Annotated in this window: 16 protein-coding genes and 3 pseudogenes; 5 read left to right on the top strand and 14 right to left on the bottom strand. The window is 60.1% G+C overall.

What is annotated here, in order from left to right:
* Nucleotides 1-81: 81 nt before the first annotated feature.
* The 4 genes from ACP146_RS14190 (at nucleotide 82) to ACP146_RS14175 (ending at nucleotide 4856) form a co-directional block, all read left to right on the top strand.
* Nucleotides 82-2553 carry a TonB-dependent receptor domain-containing protein gene (locus tag ACP146_RS14190; RefSeq protein ID WP_422367404.1) on the top strand — a complete coding sequence of 824 codons (2472 nt, stop codon included), beginning with the start codon at nucleotides 82-84 and terminating at the stop codon, nucleotides 2551-2553.
* Nucleotides 2554-2589: 36 nt separating this feature from the next.
* Nucleotides 2590-2883 carry a hypothetical protein gene (locus ACP146_RS14185; protein WP_422367403.1) on the top strand — a complete coding sequence of 98 codons (294 nt, stop codon included), beginning with the start codon at nucleotides 2590-2592 and terminating at the stop codon, nucleotides 2881-2883.
* A 63-nt stretch (nucleotides 2884-2946) separates the two neighbouring features.
* The gene (locus ACP146_RS14180; protein WP_422367402.1) at nucleotides 2947-4533 is read left to right on the top strand and encodes a PepSY-associated TM helix domain-containing protein; all 1587 of its coding nucleotides are present in this window, start codon (nucleotides 2947-2949) and stop codon (nucleotides 4531-4533) included.
* A complete protein-coding gene (locus ACP146_RS14175; RefSeq protein ID WP_422367401.1) occupies nucleotides 4530-4856 on the top strand; it encodes a hypothetical protein in 327 nt (108 codons plus the stop codon). The genes ACP146_RS14180 and ACP146_RS14175 overlap by 4 nt, the downstream gene beginning before the upstream one ends.
* Before the next feature lie 571 nt (nucleotides 4857-5427).
* Here ACP146_RS14175 and ACP146_RS14170 read toward each other — a convergent pair.
* The 3 pseudogenes from ACP146_RS14170 to ACP146_RS14160 form a co-directional block, all read right to left on the bottom strand.
* Nucleotides 5428-5895: pseudogene (locus ACP146_RS14170) on the bottom strand (IS110 family transposase); the annotation flags it as partial.
* Nucleotides 5896-6854, bottom strand: a pseudogene (locus tag ACP146_RS14165) (IS630 family transposase).
* Nucleotides 6855-6922: 68 nt separating this feature from the next.
* A pseudogene (locus ACP146_RS14160) lies at nucleotides 6923-7045 on the bottom strand (IS110 family transposase); the annotation flags it as partial.
* A gap of 360 nt (nucleotides 7046-7405) precedes the next feature.
* Between ACP146_RS14160 and ACP146_RS14155 the strand changes: the two are divergent.
* Nucleotides 7406-8175, top strand: a protein-coding gene (locus ACP146_RS14155; RefSeq protein WP_422365355.1) for an IS5 family transposase whose coding sequence is annotated in 2 segments (ribosomal slippage) — nucleotides 7406-7727 and nucleotides 7727-8175 — 771 coding nt in all. Because the reading frame shifts where the segments join, the coding sequence is not laid out codon by codon here.
* On the opposite strand, the gene ACP146_RS14150 is transcribed toward ACP146_RS14155, so the two are convergent.
* From ACP146_RS14150 to ACP146_RS14100, 11 genes are all read right to left on the bottom strand, one after another.
* Nucleotides 8172-8609 (bottom strand): cytochrome b, encoded by a 438-nt coding sequence (locus ACP146_RS14150; protein WP_422367400.1) that lies wholly within the window; start codon nucleotides 8607-8609, stop codon nucleotides 8172-8174. The genes ACP146_RS14155 and ACP146_RS14150 overlap by 4 nt on opposite strands.
* 115 nt (nucleotides 8610-8724) lie before the next feature.
* On the bottom strand, nucleotides 8725-9312 hold the full coding sequence (locus ACP146_RS14145) for a YceI family protein (RefSeq protein WP_422367399.1): 588 nt from the start codon (nucleotides 9310-9312) through the stop codon (nucleotides 8725-8727).
* Between the two features lie 186 nt (nucleotides 9313-9498).
* A complete protein-coding gene (locus tag ACP146_RS14140; RefSeq protein ID WP_422367398.1) occupies nucleotides 9499-10200 on the bottom strand; it encodes a protocatechuate 3,4-dioxygenase subunit beta in 702 nt (233 codons plus the stop codon).
* Nucleotides 10201-10234: 34 nt separating this feature from the next.
* Nucleotides 10235-10837 (bottom strand): protocatechuate 3,4-dioxygenase subunit alpha, encoded by a 603-nt coding sequence (pcaG, locus tag ACP146_RS14135; protein ID WP_422367397.1) that lies wholly within the window; start codon nucleotides 10835-10837, stop codon nucleotides 10235-10237.
* Between the two features lie 101 nt (nucleotides 10838-10938).
* The gene (locus ACP146_RS14130; RefSeq protein ID WP_422367396.1) at nucleotides 10939-11991 is read right to left on the bottom strand and encodes an ABC transporter substrate-binding protein; all 1053 of its coding nucleotides are present in this window, start codon (nucleotides 11989-11991) and stop codon (nucleotides 10939-10941) included.
* Between the two features lie 462 nt (nucleotides 11992-12453).
* Nucleotides 12454-14193 (bottom strand): aminotransferase class III-fold pyridoxal phosphate-dependent enzyme, encoded by a 1740-nt coding sequence (locus tag ACP146_RS14125; RefSeq protein WP_422369654.1) that lies wholly within the window; start codon nucleotides 14191-14193, stop codon nucleotides 12454-12456.
* Nucleotides 14194-14241: 48 nt separating this feature from the next.
* Nucleotides 14242-14999 (bottom strand): IS5 family transposase gene (locus ACP146_RS14120; RefSeq protein ID WP_422367395.1). Its coding sequence is split into 2 segments (ribosomal slippage): nucleotides 14242-14673 and nucleotides 14676-14999, totalling 756 coding nucleotides; the frame shifts between segments, so codons are not numbered across the junction.
* A gap of 63 nt (nucleotides 15000-15062) precedes the next feature.
* Nucleotides 15063-15554, bottom strand: coding sequence for a phosphotransferase (locus ACP146_RS14115; protein WP_422367394.1), 492 nt, complete (start codon nucleotides 15552-15554; stop codon nucleotides 15063-15065).
* 123 nt (nucleotides 15555-15677) lie between these two features.
* Nucleotides 15678-16505: an ABC transporter permease gene (locus ACP146_RS14110; protein WP_422367393.1), complete on the bottom strand. Its 828-nt coding sequence runs from the start codon at nucleotides 16503-16505 to the stop codon at nucleotides 15678-15680.
* 15 nt (nucleotides 16506-16520) lie between these two features.
* A complete protein-coding gene (locus tag ACP146_RS14105; protein ID WP_422367392.1) occupies nucleotides 16521-17729 on the bottom strand; it encodes an ABC transporter permease in 1209 nt (402 codons plus the stop codon).
* Entirely contained in the window at nucleotides 17726-18859 is a 1134-nt protein-coding gene (locus ACP146_RS14100) for an ABC transporter ATP-binding protein (RefSeq protein ID WP_422367391.1), read from the bottom strand. Before ACP146_RS14100 ends, ACP146_RS14105 begins: the two co-directional genes overlap by 4 nt.
* Between the last annotated feature and the right edge of the window lie 7 nt (nucleotides 18860-18866).

Raw genomic sequence — 18866 nt, 5'->3', positions numbered from 1 at the left:
CCGGGCGATCACCGGCGACAAAAACCGCTCCCGTGAAAAAAAATCTCGGCCCCCTCGTCATGGTTAGAGAAATGCGAATGAATGGCATTCGCAGCTTGCAGGCCGCTGGGGGAATGGATGGAACAGAGGGGATTGGCGCGCGCGGCGGCGTGCGGCGGGGGCGCCGCATTGCTGCGCCCGCTGACGCTGGCGATTGGTTTGGTGGCGGCGACTCTGCCGGCCTTCGCGCAGGAGAGTGGACCGCAGACGCCGGCAAGGGCCATTGAGGCCGGACGATCGGACCTGCAGCCGTCGTTGATCGTCGCTCAGTCTTCACCGTCCCAGGCCGCACCGCTCATCCGCTTCGACATTCCCGGTCAGCCGCTGCCGACCGCCCTGCTTGCCTTTGGCCGCCAGGCGGGCCTGCAGGTGACCGTAGAATCAGCGGCGACTGCCGGCAGGCAGGCCCCGGCCGTCGTCGGCAGTTTCATGGCGGAGGCGGCGTTGCGCCAACTCCTCGCCGGCACGGACCTGACCTGGCGCTTCGTCGATGCCGCGACCGTGACCCTGGAGCGCGCGGTGGTCGAGGAGGAAAGCGGGCCGGTCCGCCTTGATCCGCTGATCGTCACCGGTGAACGGATCGAACGCACGGTCTTCGACACGCCCAGCTCCGTCGCGGTGGTGACGGGCAAGGAGATCGAACGGACGCCGGCCTTCAACAACGTCGAGGATATCCTCGACGTCATTCCGAATGTCATACCAGCGGGCAACTCGAACAAGGGACCGGCGATTCGCGGCATCGACTCAACAGGTATTCTCGAGGGGGCTGACGGATTCCTCGGTGGCGCGCGCCCTCGCGTGACAACGACCGTTGACGGGCGTCCAGTCAGCTACAACGAGTACATCTTCGGTGCGACGTCTGTCTATGACGTGGAGCGTGTGGAGGTTTTCCGGGGGCCCCAGACGACCGCGCAGGGTGTGAATTCGATCGCCGGCGCGACCTACGTGGTAACCGCCGACCCGACCTTTGTTCCGGAAGTGAAAGCACAAGCCGAGATCGGCACGGATGATCGGCGCAGGGTCTCCGGCGCCGTGTCCGGCCCGATCGTCGCAGACGAGCTTGCGGCTCGCATCACTTTCGACGTCCAGACGCGGGACTCTTTCGTCGATTTTCGGCGATCGGGAGACTTTGATTTCAATCCCAACGAATTTGAAAATATCGTCGCACGCGGAAAGCTACTATGGGAGCCGGCCCGGTTACCGGAACTGTCCACTAAACTCACAGTCAGCCGCACCGAAACCGAAGGGCCCCAGGGAGAGCAGGTCAGGGTACCTTTTGAGAATCTCGATTCACGGTTCGTCGATCCTGCTTCGTACCGCACGACGACCAACAACGGTATCCACGATATAAGTTACGGCTTGTCCGACAATCTGGAAATCAGCAACCGCCTGTCCTTGACTGACTACCATATTGAACGCTCAGCCGTCGAAGGCTCGGGAACAGCGGACATCGATGCGATTGACACAGTCAATGAAACGACCGTGAGTTGGGGCATCGCAGACCTCGACCTTAACGGGTTGTTCGGAGTCTATTATCAGCACACCACGTCGGACGAATCCATCGACCTGTCCGCCTTTCTTGGAGAGGGGGAGTTTGACGACGCGCAGACTAGCCTGGGGCTGTTCGGCGAGCTTACTTACGCCGTGACGGACCGGCTGGACGTGACTGTAGGTCTGCGCTATCAGCGCGACAGGCAGGATCGCGATGGGTTTCTCGGACCTTTCACAGTCGACTTCGACGAGACTTTCGAGGCTTTCCTGCCGAAGGTCGCCATCGGCTACGATGTGACAGAAGATCTGCGAGTCGGGGTTCAAGCTGTGCGCGGATTCAATCCCGGCGGCACGACGGTTTCGTTCCTGGACGGTTCGCAGGATACTTTCGACGAGGAGACCGTCTGGAACTTCGAAGTCTTCACGCGTGCTTTTCTGCTCGATGATCGCCTGTCTCTCAATGCCAACGCCTTCTATTCGCTCTTCAGTGACTTCCAGCTCTTCACACTCGTCGGCTTCACGCCTGTAGGGATCGCTGTCACTGAGGCCGCAAACGCAGATGAAGCCGTCAGCTATGGCCTCGAACTCAGCGCCGATTTCCAGGTGACCGATAGCCTCCGCATCGTCGGCGGTCTTGGTCTGCTGAATACCGAGATCACGGATTTCTCCGCCTCTGCCGACCCCAACCTCGAAGGCAATCAGTTCTCGCTTGCGCCCAACGTCAATGTGTCGCTTGGTGCCGACTATGAAGTGATTGACAACCTTACGATTGGTGGTCGGTTGCGCTACGTCGGTGAGTACTTCAGCGGTGTGGACAATGACCGGGAATTTCTGGCCGGCGACTATACCGTCGTCGACCTCCAGGTTAGTTACGCCTACGAGAACTTTGAGGCCTATGCCTTCGTCAACAATGCTTTTGACGAGTTCTACGTGATAGAACAGTTTGAGGGGGGTGCTCTTGGCCGCGGTGGTTTCGTCGGCACGCCGCGCGAAGTCGGCGTGGGGCTGCGGGTCTCGTTCTAGTGTGCATGATATCTGACACCAATGGAGGATTTGCGAATGGCGTTGGTAGGGCTTGGAAATCGACCGGGCGTCCTCCGCTGGATCCTGGCCGGGCCGGTCGCCCTGGCGGTGGCCTTTGTGGTCATGGCCGCGATGCCGCTGTGGTTTCCGGAAGGCCGGGCCGGGATCGACCATCTGGTCTTCCCGCTGATCTTCTTCCCGGCAATCTGGGCAGCCGGCTTTTTTTATGCCTGTCTCGCTGAAAATCTACGCCGCGCAAGCGTCTTACTTATGGGACTGCTGCTGATCAACGGCGCGGCTGCCGCTTGGGCTGTCTGGGGCGGCTCCTGATCCAGCCGTGGTGCCGAAGGCGGCGCCAAAGAAAGGCGAGTCGACAGAAGAGGAGGCGGCATCATGGCTTTGTCACAGCGGCGGACCAAGCGGCTGGTGGCGATCCACGGCTGGTCCGGCGCGATCCTGGGCCTGCTGCTCTATGTCGTTCTGCTGACCGGCGCGGTGGCCGTTTTCGCCTTCGAAATCGGCTCCTGGTCGGCCAGCGGCATGAAGGCCCAGGAACCCTTCACGCGTCCGATTGACGGCACGCTGCGGACCCTGGCCGCGCAGGTGCCGGGCGACTACCACGAAGACATCAGCGTCTTTCATAACTCCGCCGGACACGTCGTCGCTTTCCTGCATACGCATGCGCAAAACGACGAGGACGAGATCGATGAAAAGGGCATCCTGTTTGAGCTGCACCCGGTCACCCATGAGGTTCTGACGCGGCGCGAGGGCTTTTCGTCGGAGGTCTTCGGCGCAGATCCCTGGGGCGCCCTGGACGAGTTCCTGGTGGAATTGCACGTCAACCTGCATCTGCCGGATCCCTGGGGGCTCTACGCGACCGGTGTGCTGGGCCTGCTGATGCTGGCCTCGGCCATCTCCGGGATCCTGATGCACCGTCATGTGATCAAGGACCTGTTCCTTGCGCCGCGTCTCTCGAGCCGGCTGCTGACGGCGCGCGACCGGCACAACCTGGTGGGCAGCTGGGCGCTGCCCTTTGCCTTCGTTCTGGCCTTTACCGGCGCCTTCCTCAGCTTCGCCATCGCGCTCGGCCTGCCGACCATCAGCACGGTGGCTTTCGGCGGTGACCGCATGGCGTTTTTCGAGCGGCTGGTGGGCCTGCGCGAGGCCGAGGATCCGACGCCGGCGCCCACGGCCGATCTGGATGCCATGCTCGCTGCCGCTGCCGAGGCCGCCGGCTCCGTACCGCGTGGGTTTTCGGTGCATCACTGGGGGCGGGCCGATGCCACGGTGACGGTCTTTCACCTGCCGGCCGAGGGCGACCTCATCGCTGAACAGCAGGTTTTCGAAGGGGCGACCGGTGTTCATCTGGGATCGAAGCCGGCCCTCGGCACCAAGCCTTCGCTGGGCAGCGCGGTCTTCGGCCTCATCCCACCGCTGCACTTCGGGACCTTCGCCGGCCTGCTGTCGCGAACGGTCTGGTTCGCCTTGGGTCTGGTCGGCTGCTATGTCACTCTCACCGGGCTGCAGCTCTGGCTGCAGCGGCGCGCGGAGGACCTGTTGTGGCGCCGCCTGGCCCGCGCCGTTCCGGTATTCGGCTATGGCCTGCCGATTGCCATGGCGGGCAGTGGGATCGGCTTCTTCCTCAGTCTGCCGGCCGCAAGCACCCTGTTCTGGACCCCCGCCGGCTTCCTGATCGGCTGCGCTCTGGCAGTTGTTGCCGGCTTGGCGGTTCGTGACTCCCGAGCCCTGGCGCGGCTCTATGGGCTGGTGCTCGGCACCTCGCTGATAGCGCTACCGCTGTTGCGCATGGCCATGGGCGGGGCCGGCTGGGTAAGCCTGCTGAGCGATGGCAATGCCGCAATAGTCGTCTTCGACCTCGTGCTGCTCCTGGCCGGCGTCGGCATTGTCCTGGGCGCTACCGGGCTGCGCCTACGGCCGGTAAAGAGGCCGCAGAGCGCGAATCGGGTCGCTGCCGAATGACGGCGATTCTTACCCTCGTAGCGGTGGCCGCCACGCTTCCGGGACTTTCTTATCTTACTGCCAGCGATCCGAAACGCCGGCGGGCCTTCGGGCTGCAGCCGCGTGGCCGCCGCTTCGCGGGATTGGCCTGGGTCCTTGTTTTCCTACCGGGTGCGGCGCTCCTGGCGGCGGGGGAGGGCGCGGCTTTCGTGATGTGGCTGGGCGCCGCAACCGTGCTCGGTTGGCTCATCGCGGCAAGGGCGCCCGTATCGAGGGTTGCGGAAGTCAGGAAGCGGGGCGGGACGGCGGGCAAACGGCCGGACATGAACATCAACTCTGTTTAACGTGCTGCACAATCCGACGGTCGCACGGCCGTTTTTCCTCAGCCTTTGCTACGCGCGCCGACACGTGACAGGCCTTGAGGTGAGATACGCCAGACAAGCCGCGCCAGCACGCGCTTGCGTGGCGTCGGGTCGAGTTGGTTCGAGTCGAAAACAGTTCAAGAACCATAGAGGTGACTGGCACACGTGCAACTTGTTCATTTGGTAGCTGCCGCCAAGAGCGCCATTCTAATCCGGTGATTCAGTCAAACCGCTGCAGCAAGTAATTGTCGGTTTCGTTGGTTGCGGGCCCTCGTACCATTTGGAAGTTGGTGAGCTGGTCTTGGATGTAGACTAGCTGGACCGGGCCGGCCTGCCGGGAGCAACCCAAGGCCCCCAGTGCCTGCGAGCACCTGTTGCGGACTGGTGCCCCGGCGGGACGGCCGCGACGGATGTCCGGTGGGAGGTTGCGCCTTGGAGCGCCAGTACAGGGATTGATCGGCGTCGCGGTGGTCCGGACAACAAGGGAGGTCTCGGCCATGGCAGGTGATGAGGTTGGATGGTTTGTGGGTATCGACTGAGCGTCGGAGAGCCATTCGCGCAGTTGGCCGACGATCACGCTGAGAGCTTCCACGGCGGCCATCGGCAGGTGGTCTTTCCCCGCGGTCTCGACGATGGTCGCCAACTTGGCGATGTTCTCGATGCCCTTGGCCACCACAATGCCGAACTCCGACAGGTGAGAGCGTAGAGCATTGGCCAGCATGGTGCGTTGGCGGACCAACAGGCTTCTGGTCCGGTGCAGCATCAAGACGCCTTGCTGGTCCGTGCCCTTGACCGGGACAAAGCGCATCGAAGGCCGGCTCACCGCCTCGCAGATGGCCTCCGCGTCGGCCGCGTCATTCTTGCCGCGTTTGACATAGGGTTTCACATAGTGCGGCGGCATCAGGCGCACCTCGTGTCCCAACAGCCTGAGTTCGCGCGCCCAATGGTGGGCAGAGCCGCTGGCTTCCATGCCAACCAGGCAGGGCGGGAACTCGGTGAAAAAGGCTAAAGCGTTTTGCCTTTAATCTGATGCATATCCTGCAGCCTTGAAGAAGTTGCGGCACTCTGTGGGGGCGTAGAGGGCACAGACATCGCCGATGGCGGCGATGAGATCGTCGTAGGTTCTCGCGCCGATGCGCCGGAGGTGGGCCTTGAGCTTTGAGAAGGCCTGCTCGATGGGATTGAGATCGGGGCTGTAGGGCGGCAGTAAGAGGAACCAGGACTTGGCCTGCTTCAGGGTTTCGGCGGCGCGCGGGCTTTTGTGGGTGGAGAGGTTGTCGAGGATGACGACGGTGCCGGGATTGAGCAGCTGGGCCAACTGTGTCTCGACGTAGGTCTCGAAGGCAGGTCGGTTCATGGCCCCCTCGATCACCCAGGGGGCGATCAGTTCCTCGCTGGTCAGGCCGGCGATGAAGGTCTGGGTGCGCCACTTGCCGAAGGGGGCGGCTCCGTAGAGGCGCTCGCCGAGGGGCGCGCGGCCGCGCAGGCGCGTCAGGTTGGTCTTGACCGAAGTCTCGTCGAGGAAGACCAGCCGATGGGGCTGGCTGCGCATGCGCGCCTGGCGCTGGCTGGTCCAGAGATGGCGGGCGGCGCGCACATCGGGGCGGTTACGCTCCAGCGCCACCAGCCTTTTTTTTTATGAATAGCCGGCCCGCACGAGAGCACGGTGGATCGAGGAGAGCTGGACCTCGACGCCCCGGGCCTCTTTCAGCGCCTCGGCCAGTTCCTGCAGCGCGATGTCCGGCACGGATTTCACCTGCCCGATCAGAAAGTCCATATGCGCCGCCAGCTTGCCCGCTGTCCCCGGCGCACGCCCCTGCGCCTTGGGCGCAAGGTTGCATCGCGCCGCTGGGCTGCCGCAAGGCGCACCGCCGTGCTGGCAGAGACACCGAACACTCCTGCGGCTGCACGCGCCGAGTGGCCTTCTTCCACGTAGCTGACGATCCGCTTGCGAAGATCCAGAGAATAGGGCTTGCCCATGATCCACCTCCAAACATGGTGAATCACATTTCCGCCCCTTTGGGAATCCCCCGATTCACTTCAAACGCAAAACGCTTTAGCACCTTGTTGCGGCGCAGTTGTTTGCGAACCACAACTCTTTCATTGTGGTCAACGGCGTGCACCTGAAAGACGTTCTTTGCCAGGTCAAGACCGACCGTGCTAATCGTCATGATGGATGGCCTCCTCGTAATGAAGTCGATGACAGCTCCATTATGGCGCCCAGACGCCAATCGAGGGGGCCGTCCACACCATCAACTACAACAACGGCTTAGTGAAACCTCGCTAAGCCGTTTTTCTGTGTCCGGAAGCCATACGGAAGCATCTGGAATCGAATTGCGGCGTGCTAGATCGTAGTTTGCGCGTCCACACCTGAACGACCACGCTGTTCAGGCGCGGCCGCTCTGATGCAACGAGGGATTCAAGATCGCCGTCGCGGCGTGCTATGGCCTAGGTAGTGCACTCATAAATCTATTTTCAAGATCAGCGGTTTGTGATTCTGTGATGGTCTGGTTTGGCGTTCGGAGGAGAGCATGTCACGCTATGATCTTACGGAGCTGGAATGGCGGTTCATCCAACCGATTCTGCCGAACAAGGTGAGGGGTGTGCAGCGGCGCGATGACCGGCAGGTTCTGAATGGCATCTTCTACGTGTTGCGCACCGGCTGTCCGTGGCGCGACCTGCCCGGGCGCTACGGCCCCTATACCACTGTGTACAACCGCTTCCGCCGCTGGACCCGGGCCGGCGTCTGGGACCGGGTCATGGACGCGGTGGTGGATGCTCACAACGGCGATGTGGTGATGATCGACGGCACGTCGGTGCGCGTGCATCACGCCGGGGCCACGCTCAAAAAAACGATCCCCGACGATGCATGGGTCGTTCACGTGGCGGTCTGACCACAAAAATCCACGTTCTGGTCAATGAATGGGGGCTACCGTTGAAGGTCCACCTGACGCCGGGACAGGCCCATGACGGGCCGGTGGCGCCGCTTCTGCTGGGGGACTTGCAACCCGGACAGGCTGTTCTGGCCGACAAGGCATACGACGCCAACCACATTCGAAACCTGATCTGGGAGAAGGGAGCGGAAGCGGTGATCCCCTCCAAATCCGACCGCAAGATACCGATCCCATTCGACCGGGAACTCTATCGTCAACGCAACAAGGTCGAGCGCTTCATCGGCCGTATCAAGAAATCCTTCCGGCGCATCGCAACCCGATACGACAAGACATCACATGCCTTCCTCGCCTTCATCAAAATCGCCGCTGTCAGAATCTGGTGCGAAGCTTATGAGTCCGCTACCTAATGCATGCGCATCAGAGTGCCGTGTTTGTCGACAAACTGATGCTTCAATGCGGCACCAGCATGGACCGCGACAACGACGATAAGCCCATAGGCAAGGTAGTAATGGGCAGCAGTGGCGAGATCTCGGGTGTTCTCAGAAGTTGTTAGCAGCGCGGGAAACTCGAAAAGACCGAAGGTCGAGAAGCCCTGTCCGGCCGACGTCGAAATCACATAGCCTGTGACAGGGATTGCAAACATGGCCAGAAGCAGAATGATGTGAGCAGTTTTGGCCCCAAGCTTTTCCCAGGGACTAAGCTCACTCTGAAGCATTGGAGAGGGCGAGAGGAGCTTCCAGCATCCGAATAGGAACGCGAGCCCCAACAGCACCATGCCGATTGCACGGTGCAACTCTAGGCCCCGGTTGTACCAGCTGTCGTAGTAGCTAAGACCGACCATCCATCAGCCCAGCCATATCACCCCGATGACGCCCAGGGCGATCAGCCAGTGGAGGGTCTTGGTCACGACTCCATAGCGACCCGGCGTGTTGCGCAGCATGAGCCGCCTCCCGCCGCTACTGACGGATCGCCTCGACATAGATGCCGAGCTCGACCTCGAGCGCACCAGGCCCAAGGTCGTAGTCCATCCCAAAGTCGCTGCGGGTGAGTGTGTAGCTTCCTTCGAAGCCGGCCCGGTATCCGCCCCAGGGATCGTCGCCCTCACCAATCTTCTTGATTTCGAAAGAGATGGGCTTTGTGACTCCGTGCAGAGTGAGTTCACCGGTCAAGGTGCCACCATCCTCATCGCCATCATAGCCGGTGCTCTTGAAGGTGGCGGTCGGATACTCCTCCACATTGAGGAAGTCCGAGCTACGCAGATGCTTGTCGCGCTCGGCATGGTTGGTGTCGACAGAGGCAGTATCGATGATCACTTCGATTTCTTGTGTCTCCGGTCCGGCCGATGGATCGAACTTCAAACTCCCCTCGACCGTGTTGAACCGGCCATGCAGCCAACTGAAGCCGAGATGCAGCGTTTTGAACTCCACGAAGGAGTGAGCTGGGCCGATCTTGTAGTCTGCCGCCGCCACAGGCGCCGTCGAAGCGGCCAACAAACCGGCCGCTAGGAGTGCGGGAGCACCTGTCTTGAACAAGAAAATACTCATCGAGGCATCCTTTGCGAGATTTCCCAAACACACCGGGCGTCTTTGCATCAGTCGTCGAACTGACGATCAGCGCACCTTCAGAAAGGGTTCGCTTTTCCCTGCCTTTCGGCATGCACCCCTTCAGAGTCGTTCCAATGACCTGCCCTGTTGCAAACTCCTGTAGGCACGGCTCACAACAGGGTTCTGTCAGCCGTCTTCCATGACCGACTGAAGCGGGCCACGTACAACAATGTTGAACGTGAAGCACCTGACGTCGCTCTCATTGGTATAATTCTCGCAGGTCTCAGCGATCATGCGTGTCCGCCGGGCTTCGTCCAGCACGTGGAGCCAAATGAGGTCTTTCTGAATCATGGCATCGTCGGGAAACAGCATTTGCGTGACTAGACGCGTGCCACCGCCAAAAACTGAGAAATGCAGATGCGAAGGTCGCCACCAATCGATCTCCGACTCAGCAAGGTAAGGGCCAGGTTTTATGGTGATGAACTGATAACGGCCCTCTCCATCAGTCAGAGTTCTCCCGCAGCCGTGAAAGTTCGGGTCGAGAGGGCCGGTTGATTCCGGGCAATGGACATGAGTGTAGCGGCCATGCGTGTTGGCGTTCCACATTTCAACCAGCGTATGGCGCAGTGGCCGACCCTCGTCGTCCAAGATCTGACCTGTAACTCCGATGACTTCACCGTCCGCACGTAGGCGCCCCGGAGCAATTCGTGTGATGTCGTTCTCGCCTTCGCGAAGGAACGGACGTGGAAACAAGGGGCGGGCCAGAGGATCTTCGCCCAAACCAACGTCGACCAGAGGCTGAAGGGGTGTCAGGCAGATACTGTCGGTATCGCCCTCGAGGACCAGTGGCACACGCCTCTCGTCGGTGGTGATGATCGGGTAGGTCATTTCCGGTTGTCCTGTTCGGCAGAGCTCGTGTCTGTCAGTCGAGAAAGAACGGCGTTTCGTTCTCGCCACGCACAGTGAAATCGAATCGAAAACACCGCACGCTCTCAGGGGCATTGGTTAACGTTTCGACTTCCTTCGCTACGAGAAGTGCCGAGCGGTCGCCTATCCGTTTCATGATCGGATCGTCCCCCAACTCCTCCGTACCTGGAAAGAAAATGGCAGTCTGGAGGCGGTCGAACCCGGTGCCGAAGAGAGAAACCTTCAAATGAGGTGCCTGCACAGTCCCATCCGCTGCAGCGTGGGCTCCGGGGATGACCGTACGGAAATCGTAGGAGCCGTCGTCACGGGTGAGAAAGCGACCCCAGCCGTCGAAGTTGGGATCAAGTGCCAAGTCACTTTGGTCCTTTGGGTGGCGATACCGTCCCGCCGCGTTTGCTTGCCACACCTCAATGAGAATTCGAGGTCGGCCGACCCCCTCGGAATCTCTGACCATTCCTTCGATGTAGGCCAGCTGGCCCGTGGCACGGGGCTGGCCGTAGCGGACGCGGGTCAAGTCATTGGCATCCGCCGGCACGTAGGTTTCCGGGTAGAACGGGCCCAGAGTAGCCTCTGGATTGATCGTCAGTTTGTTCTCCATCCCGGACTTCTCCTCAAGCTAGGCACCTTCCAGATCTCGAAAACGAGGCGATATTAGTCGCTTACCCAATCACTCCATGGTCTTGGCACGCGCAGTCCGCGCTACTCGGAACTGGTCCAGGTGTTCCAACGCTCATTCAGTTCCTCGAGATTATCGGCCCAGAATTCGCGCGCCTCTTCGCTGCCAATGTGCAGTCCGCTGTCAAGATTGGCGCCGGCCGGCAGCAACGGCAGGCGAGCTGGATCGACCATTTTCATAGACTCAACAGTTGTCGGTCCGTAGGCAAAGGAGTTTGTGAATTTGGCCTGCCGCGCGGGATCGGACGCGAACCTGATGAACCTGTGCGCCAAGTCGATGTAAGGAGAACCAGTCGGGATCGCCCAAGCGTCAGCGTCGTAGAGTGTGTTCTCCCAGATGATCTTCAGGTCCTTCCCTTCTTCCAGAGCCTTTGCAACCCGCCCATTGTAGGCAAGACTCATCACCACATCGCCTGAGATCAGCCATTCCGGCGCTTGGGCGCCTGACTTCCACCACTGGACTTCAGGTTTGATCTCGTCGAGCTTTGCAAAGGCACGTTCAAGGCCTTCCTTGGTGGAAAGCTCCTTGTAAACATCTGCCGGCGAAACGCCGTCGGCCATCAGTGCGAGCTCAAGATTGACTTTGGGGCCGCGCCGCATGCCGCGCTTGCCTGGCCAGCGCTGCAAATCCCAAAAATCCCCGACCGTCGCTGGCTGTTCGGAGACCAAGTCGGCGTTGTAGGCAACGACGATGGACCAAACCGTTGTTCCGACGCCGCACTCCGACACAGCCGATGGGATGAAATCGCCTTTGTTTCCCACTTTCGTCCAGTCGACCGGTGCGAACACGCCCTCCTCGCAACCGCGAACGAGTTCGGCCGTTTCCACTTGCACGATGTCCCACGGGACGACACCGGTGTCCTGCATAGCCTTGAATGGCGCCCAACCACCGGCATAAACATCGTCCAACACCTTGACGCCTTCGGCTTTTGCAAAGGGCGTGAAGAAGATGTCTCGCTTGGCATCCTGCACCGCCCCGCCCCAAGCGGTAACCGTGAAATCCCTTGCTGAGGCGGCATTCAGGCCGGCAAATGCCAATGAAATTCCAATCGTCAGACCCAGGACACAATCCCTCATGTTTTCCTCCGTCTTCTCATTCAGAGTTGCCCTTGCAGACCGGATTCCAAGGGGCGACCTTTGTGGGTTACATCCCCTTGCCAGTGTCTCAACGCTGTGGCACTCGGTATCAAAACAAACAAAAACCGGCGCCAACCTGTGAAGGTTTGCGCCGGTCCAATTCGGCTCCGAGACTCGACTTTGCCGCTGAGTCTCCGCGAATTTCCTAGCAAAATGATGTTACCAAAACGGCCTCCAGCCCTCAAGACGATTCATAAAAAAACACCAGCAAAAATTGCGGTTCTCGTACGGCGCTCTTGACGCGGCACGGCGTTGCTTGCCGAGTGCACGGCGTGAGCAGCGTTGCCGAAAGCTAGCGGACCTTGCGGCAGCAGAACCCGCCGCGTTCCTCCCTAATCAAGTCCTGCCAGGTCAGCAAGTCACCTCTGGGTGGCAAGTACGAAGGCTCTCTGCTTCCGTGTTCTATTGTGCCGACTTGACGGCGTCGCTCTGGAGAACCGCTCCGAGCGTTTCGACGATCTGATCTGCGTTCGTCTTGCTCACGCACATCGGCGGCCGCACCTTGAGTAGGTTGCGTCCCGCGCCCGTGATCCCGATCAGGACGCCGCGGTGGTGCATCTCCTCGATGACTTGCCGAGCGACTTTTGGTGCCGGGTGGCCATCGACGGCTAGGTCGACGCCCAGAAACAGCCCTCGGCCACGAACATCGCTGACCAATGGGCTGACCGTCGCAAGACTCTCCAGGCCCGATCTCAGATAGGCTCCGACGACGCGTGCGTTGCTAAGCAGGTCTTCACGCTCGAGCACGTCGAGCACCGCAAGCCCGGCGGCACAGGCGACCGGATTCCCTCCGAAAGTGTTGAAGTAACGCTCGGACTGGGCGAAGCGTTCCATGATCTCCCGCCGCGTCACTAACGCACCGAGAGGGTGACCATTGCCGATGGGCTTCCCCAAGGTCACGATATCCGGGGTAATGCCCAGCGCCTGATAGCCCCACATATCGTCGCCGGTGCGCCCGAAGCTTGACTGCACTTCGTCGCACACGATCAAGGCGTCCGAACGTCGGACTCTCTCGATCGCCTCGGCCATGTAGCCGTTGGGCGGCGAAAAGAGGCCGTCGCTTGCAAATAGCGGACACATATAGAAAGCAGCGGGCTCATGACCGTAGGAGCGCAGAGCATCGATCGCCGCGTCGAACTCGCGAGCGAACTCCGTGACTGGTGCGTGCTTCTGATTGGCGACGATACGTCCAGGGAACCTCGGTGCGCCTACGGTTGCAATCCACTTTTCCCTGCGCTCGACCGATAGTGTGTAGGTGTCCAAGCGACCGACGAACGTGGAGTTCCCATGAAAGGCCGAGTCCGTCGTGATCGCGCCGGATCCACCGGACCAGGCTTGAGCCACCTGCCAAGCCAGATCGTTGGCCTCAGTACCCGTGCAAACAAGCACGACTGTGTCCAAACCGCCGGGCGTTGTCGCCGTCAAGCGCTCGGTGTAGTTCAGGATGGTCTCGTCCAAATAGCGAGTGTTGGTGTTTAACCGATTCGTTTGTCGTGTGATCGCGGCAGTTACGTGGGGGTGGCAGTGACCGACATGGGGAACGTTGTTGTAAGCGTCGAGATAGCGCTTGCCGGATTCGTCATACACCCAGACGCCCTGAGCGCGCACGGGATGGAAACTGCGCTCGTAGAACTGTTTCGCAGTCGGACCCAAGATGCGCTTGCGACGCTCAAGCAGCGTTTCCGCCGGCGTCGCGACCTGGATCTTACTCGGGTAGCCGCAGGCATCGTGCAGCCGCCGTGTCGCGGCCTTAGCATCTATGTCCATTACGCAAGACAGCGCCTCCCAGGTCATCTCCGAGACCTTGGCATCGTAGCTACCGGTGTCGCCTCGCTGGGCGACCCGCCAATTCACGATGATCTCGCGCGATGCAAGCCGAGCCGCAATAAGGTCTGGCAGACAATCAACTTTTGACTCATCCAGGGGCACGACTTGGTGGTAAGCATCGGTCATGTTGGCCATCTCCTCAAGCACATCGGGTTCGCCGTAGAGGTGATGCGAGATTGCGATTGCCAGGTCGTTGATTAGCGGGGCAAAAATCATGTCGCCGAAGTCCAGAAGCCCGGTGATCGTGGCTTGATCCGCTGGATCGACCAGCAGGTTGTTCTGGTTGAAGTCGTTGTGGATCACCTGCGCGCGCAGGGCACTGCGGATTCCGCATCGGGCGGCGAATCGCTCTAGGGTCGAGACTCAATTGAGCCACCAAGTGATAGATGCGGCCAGACAGATGGCGGCGAGGAAGATATCGGCGCGCTTGTCGTAGCGGGTTGCTATCCTTCTGAAATCCTTGAGCCGACAGAACATCCGCTCCACGCGGTTGCGGTCTCGGTAGGCGACTTTGTCGTACGATTGAGGATGCTTGCGGGTTGGGTTTGGAGGGATGACCGGCTGGCAGCCTCGTTCGATCAACCAGTCCCGCAGCTTTGCGGCGTCATAGGCGCGATCGGCCAGGAGCCGTTTAGGGGTTGGTATGCGCTCGAGAAGCATGGCCGCGCCGACCAGATCATGGGTCTGTCCGGGCGTGATCGAGAGGGCAATAGGGCGCCCCAGTGCATCGGTTATGGCATGAATTTTAGTCGTCCGTCCGCCGCGCGATCGACCGATTGCGTGCTCGAAGTCCCCCCTTTTGCCCCCGCCGCCGAGCGGTGCGCCTTGATGTGGGTGGAATCGACCGCTGTGGTCGATACGACAACACTTTTACCCGTCAGGGCGTAGAAAATATCCTCCCAAACCCCTTGCTTGCTCCAGCGATTGAAGCGGTTGTAGATCGTCGTGTAGGGGTCGTATTCCGACGGACAGTCGCGCCAGCGCGCTCCGACCTTGAGCATATGGACGATACCGGAAATCACCCGACGGTCATCCACCCGATGAGCCCCGCGCCGACCGCGCGGCAGATAAGGCTCGATCCGAGCCCATTCCTCGTCCGAAAGCCAGTAAAGCCGTGCCATCCAATCCTCCCTGCCTTGGGAAACCTGGATCAAAGAATCACAACTGCAGACGTAGGGGAATCCCTAATTGAGTACCGACCCTAGGGCGGCGCCGGCCAGCTTTGCTCGGTCCTGGTGCGTCGTGTGAGCCAGCAGCGATTGAAGTTCGCCCGCCCGGCTCAAGTCCCAGATCAGCCTTCGCCCGGCAGAGGGGTGAAAGAAGCCTCGGAGGCCCTTCCCGACATATGCTGCCAGCGCTGCGACCTCCCTCTGGAGCCCAGGTGTCTTCTTGGTCTCAAGCATGAGAACCCCGGGCAACCAGCTGGTCATGAACACGAGCAACCCATCGTCGAGCATGACCACGGCAGTCTTACCGGACCTTATGACCCGCGGCACGGGCAGCTCTGGCGCTATTGCGGCGAGGTGGGCGAGAGCCGCCGCCTGCATCTCCAGTGAAGGCTTGTCGGTGCCCGCCGGCGCGACCTTCAGAAAGTAGCTGTCTTCAGCGGCATAAAGGCGAAAGTTTCGTTCCCGCTCGCCAGGAAGGAGATGCGCCTCTCCTTCGACGTCGAACAAGTGTCGAGCAATATCCTGCGCCTGTTCCAGAGTCGTGTCTGGTACCGCACAACTCAACTCTCGAACAAGTGATGTTTGCTCAACCAAAGGTTCTGGTCCTCGTGGTGATTCTCAGCCCCTCAATCAGGTCTTTCCCACGATCCGAGCCGTTCGACGACGCAGAACTTCAAACAATCCCAGAAGGCCGGCTGTAAACAGAATCAGGAGCGTCGCAATTGCCACGATCGAGGGGTCCAACTGATCCCGCAGGCCGGCGAAAAGTTGGCGTGGAAGAGTGAATTGCGCCGGGGAGGCAATGAAGAGGGCGACCACGATCTCATCGAAAGAGGTGATAAACGCAAAGAGCGCGCCGGACACAACACCTGGGGCGATGAGAGGTAGGGTTATGACACGGAATGTCGTTGTCGGTCTTGCACCAAGGCTTTCCGACGCCCGGACCAAACGGCGGTCGAAACCGGCGAGTGACGCCATCACCGAGATCACGACGAAAGGTACGCCGAGCGCGGTATGTGCCAGAATGAGGCCAGCGAAAGTTCCCAACAGGCCGACGCGAGCAAAGAAAAAATAGACGCCCAGGGCGATGATGATCAACGGTACAATGAGTGGTGATATGATGAGGCCGACGACAAGTGCATGGCCGGGAAACTTCGCCGAGGTCAAGCCGTAGGCGGCGAGAGTTCCCAAAACAGTCGCCAGCGTCGTTGCGCCCACCGCAATGATCAAGCTGTTCCAGGTGGACTCCAACCATGGCGTCGGGCGCAGCACGTTCTCGTACCACTGCCAGGATAGGCCAGGTAGCGGATAGCTGAGAAAGCTGCCCGAACTGAACGAGATCGGAATGATCGCAACGATCGGCAGGATCAAGAAAGCGCAGGCAAGGGCGACGAATAGGCGCAGGGCCAGTCGGGCCGCGCGCTGCGCTGGTGTCAGATAACCGCCCGAGACCATCATCTAAAACTCTCCTCTCTACGCCATGAAACCGCGCGCGCCCAACAACTTCCTGAAGACGGCGTATGCCACTAGGGTGGAAACGAGGAGAAGGAACGCAGCCGCACCGGCCATACCCCAGTTGCCGATTTCCAGCGCGAACTCGGTCACCAGATAGCTCAGCATCTGATCACCCGGTCCGCCAACGAGCGCTGGCGTGATGTAGTACCCGAGTGAAAGAATGAACACGAGCAAGGTTCCCGCACTCAGTCCTGGCAATGACTGGGGGAGATAGACTGTCAGAAAGGCCGAGATCGGTTTCGCACCCAAGGACTCCGCTGCCCGCATATGGAGCATGGGTATGTTCTTCATGACGCTGTAAAGCGGGAGCACCAGAAACGGCAGCAAAACGTGAACCATTGCGACGTAGACGCCCAGCCGATTGAAAATGAGTTGAACCGGCTCATCAATTATTCCCAGGTGAATCATCGCGCTGTTGATAACGCCTTCTTTCTGCAGAACCACGACCCACGCTGCCGTCCTTACGAGCACCGAAATCCAGAACGGCAGCAGCACAGCCGCCAGAACCAACCGACCTATGGCTTGGCTCGAGTGCGCAGCAACAACGGCAATTGGGTAGCCAATGAAAATACAGAGGACCGTGACGGAAACGCTGATCCAGAACGTCCGAACCAGGTAGTTCACGTAAACCGCCCTCTCGGCGGATACCCGAGTGATCGAGCCGTCCCAACTGCGTTCCAGATCCAAGACCTGAAGCAGGTATCGGGGTGTCAGTGGGCCAATTGCGGTCTTCATCGCCCGCCAATATTCAAGTTCACCCCAGCGGGGGTCTCGCTCGATCAGTGCATCCTTGTAGGGGGCATCCATGTTTTTTGCGCGTCGCGACGAACGCATGATCAGACTGCGATAACCGGAAATCTCGTAGTTCAACCGCGTGCCGAGCCCGGCGACTGTTTTGGCGGCGGCACCGTTCTGAAGGTCCTGTACAAGCGCTTCGAAGGTCGCCTCATCGGGCAGGTCGCTCCCATCCCAATCGGCGATCGCACCGGCCGTACGGGGAAGAACGTTTCTTACCTCCGGGCTGGCCACGGCAAAGAACATTGTGAAGCCGATCGGCAAAACGAAGATCACGACAAGAAAGGTCAGCAAAGGGGCTACGAGTGCAAACGCTCGGAGCTGCCGTCCTCTTTCCGCCAGGCGGAGCTCAGCCTTGAGATCTGCGTTCATTGGTGACTCATCTCCGGATCTGGCCGATCGCCCGAAAGCAAAATCCTGTCCAGTACACGCCCGTGTTGCTCGCTCCATCGAACGTTCACCTCGGTTCCACGTGCCAAAGATTCGCTCGATTCAATGGCGGCCTTTGCCATTGCGCCTTCGGTGCCAGCGATGCCGAGTTCGTAGCGAAGATGGTCGCCGTGATAGATCGTTCCTTCCACAACGGCCCTAACCGAGCCAAGGGAACAATCGTCGGTACGGTCGATCTGAATACGTTCAGGCCTGACCGCTAGATTGACTTCGTCGCCAACGCCGGCACCACAAACGTTCACCCCGCGGACTAAGCCGCCGCAATGCAGCTCAACATCGCAGTGATTGCCGTTGGTGGATCGGACCGAACCGGAAAAGTTGTTGGTCTCGCCTATGAAGTTTGCGACGAAAGAGCAGTTCGGTTGCTCGTAGATCTCATGCGGTGATCCGATCTGCAGGATCACCCCATCCTTGAAGACCGCAATGCGATCCGACATCGTTAAAGCTTCGGACTGGTCGTGCGTCACATAAACTACCGTCATGCCGAGGGAGCCGTGCAGATGCTTGATTTCAATCTGCATGTGCTCCCGCAATTTCTTATCGAGGGCGCCCAGTGGCTCATCCATGAGGACGACCTGTGGCCGGTACACAAGCGCCCTGGCAAGGGCCACTCGCTGCTGCTGACCCCCGGAAAGTTGAGCGGGGAGCCGCTCGCTGAACTCGCTCATGTGGATCATCGACAGTGCGCCGTCGACCCGCTTTGCGATTTCCTCCTTGGACACGCCTCTCTGTACCAGCGGGTAGCCCACATTCTTGCGCACGGTCATATGTGGAAAGAGCGCGTAGTTCTGGAAAACGACCCCCATGTCGCGCTTGTAGGCTGGCACGTGATTGAGAATTTGCCCGTCAAGCAACACCTCGCCGCCGGTCGGCACTTCAAAGCCCGCGAGTATCATCAGGAGCGTGGTCTTGCCCGACCCCGAAGGGCCCAGCAAGGTGACAAATTCCCCCCTATCTATGTCGAGATGCAGGCCTTTCAGTATGTTCACCGCACCATCGTAAGTCTTGTTGATTCCTTTGAACTGGATGATTGGACCGGGTGACGTCTTCATGGCTGAC

This window comes from Pelagibius sp. (genome assembly GCF_965249265.1).
Lineage (GTDB): Bacteria > Pseudomonadota > Alphaproteobacteria > Kiloniellales > Kiloniellaceae > Pelagibius.
The sequence above is the reverse complement of the archived record's forward strand: the minus strand, read 5'-3'. Positions and strand labels throughout refer to the sequence as shown.

What these genes read in the sequence shown, in the direction of transcription:
- ACP146_RS14190 (WP_422367404.1), top strand. Translation starts at nt 82, where the DNA reads ATGGCATTCGCAGCTTGCAGGCCGCTGGGGGAATGGATGGAACAGAGG.
- ACP146_RS14185 (WP_422367403.1), top strand. Translation starts at nt 2,590, where the DNA reads ATGGCGTTGGTAGGGCTTGGAAATCGACCGGGCGTCCTCCGCTGGATC.
- ACP146_RS14180 (WP_422367402.1), top strand. Translation starts at nt 2,947, where the DNA reads ATGGCTTTGTCACAGCGGCGGACCAAGCGGCTGGTGGCGATCCACGGC.
- ACP146_RS14175 (WP_422367401.1), top strand. Translation starts at nt 4,530, where the DNA reads ATGACGGCGATTCTTACCCTCGTAGCGGTGGCCGCCACGCTTCCGGGA.
- ACP146_RS14150 (WP_422367400.1), bottom strand. Translation starts at nt 8,609, where the DNA reads ATGGTCGGTCTTAGCTACTACGACAGCTGGTACAACCGGGGCCTAGAG.
- ACP146_RS14145 (WP_422367399.1), bottom strand. Translation starts at nt 9,312, where the DNA reads ATGAGTATTTTCTTGTTCAAGACAGGTGCTCCCGCACTCCTAGCGGCC.
- ACP146_RS14140 (WP_422367398.1), bottom strand. Translation starts at nt 10,200, where the DNA reads ATGACCTACCCGATCATCACCACCGACGAGAGGCGTGTGCCACTGGTC.
- pcaG (WP_422367397.1), bottom strand. Translation starts at nt 10,837, where the DNA reads ATGGAGAACAAACTGACGATCAATCCAGAGGCTACTCTGGGCCCGTTC.
- ACP146_RS14130 (WP_422367396.1), bottom strand. Translation starts at nt 11,991, where the DNA reads ATGAGGGATTGTGTCCTGGGTCTGACGATTGGAATTTCATTGGCATTT.
- ACP146_RS14110 (WP_422367393.1), bottom strand. Translation starts at nt 16,505, where the DNA reads ATGATGGTCTCGGGCGGTTATCTGACACCAGCGCAGCGCGCGGCCCGA.
- ACP146_RS14105 (WP_422367392.1), bottom strand. Translation starts at nt 17,729, where the DNA reads ATGAACGCAGATCTCAAGGCTGAGCTCCGCCTGGCGGAAAGAGGACGG.
- ACP146_RS14100 (WP_422367391.1), bottom strand. Translation starts at nt 18,859, where the DNA reads ATGAAGACGTCACCCGGTCCAATCATCCAGTTCAAAGGAATCAACAAG.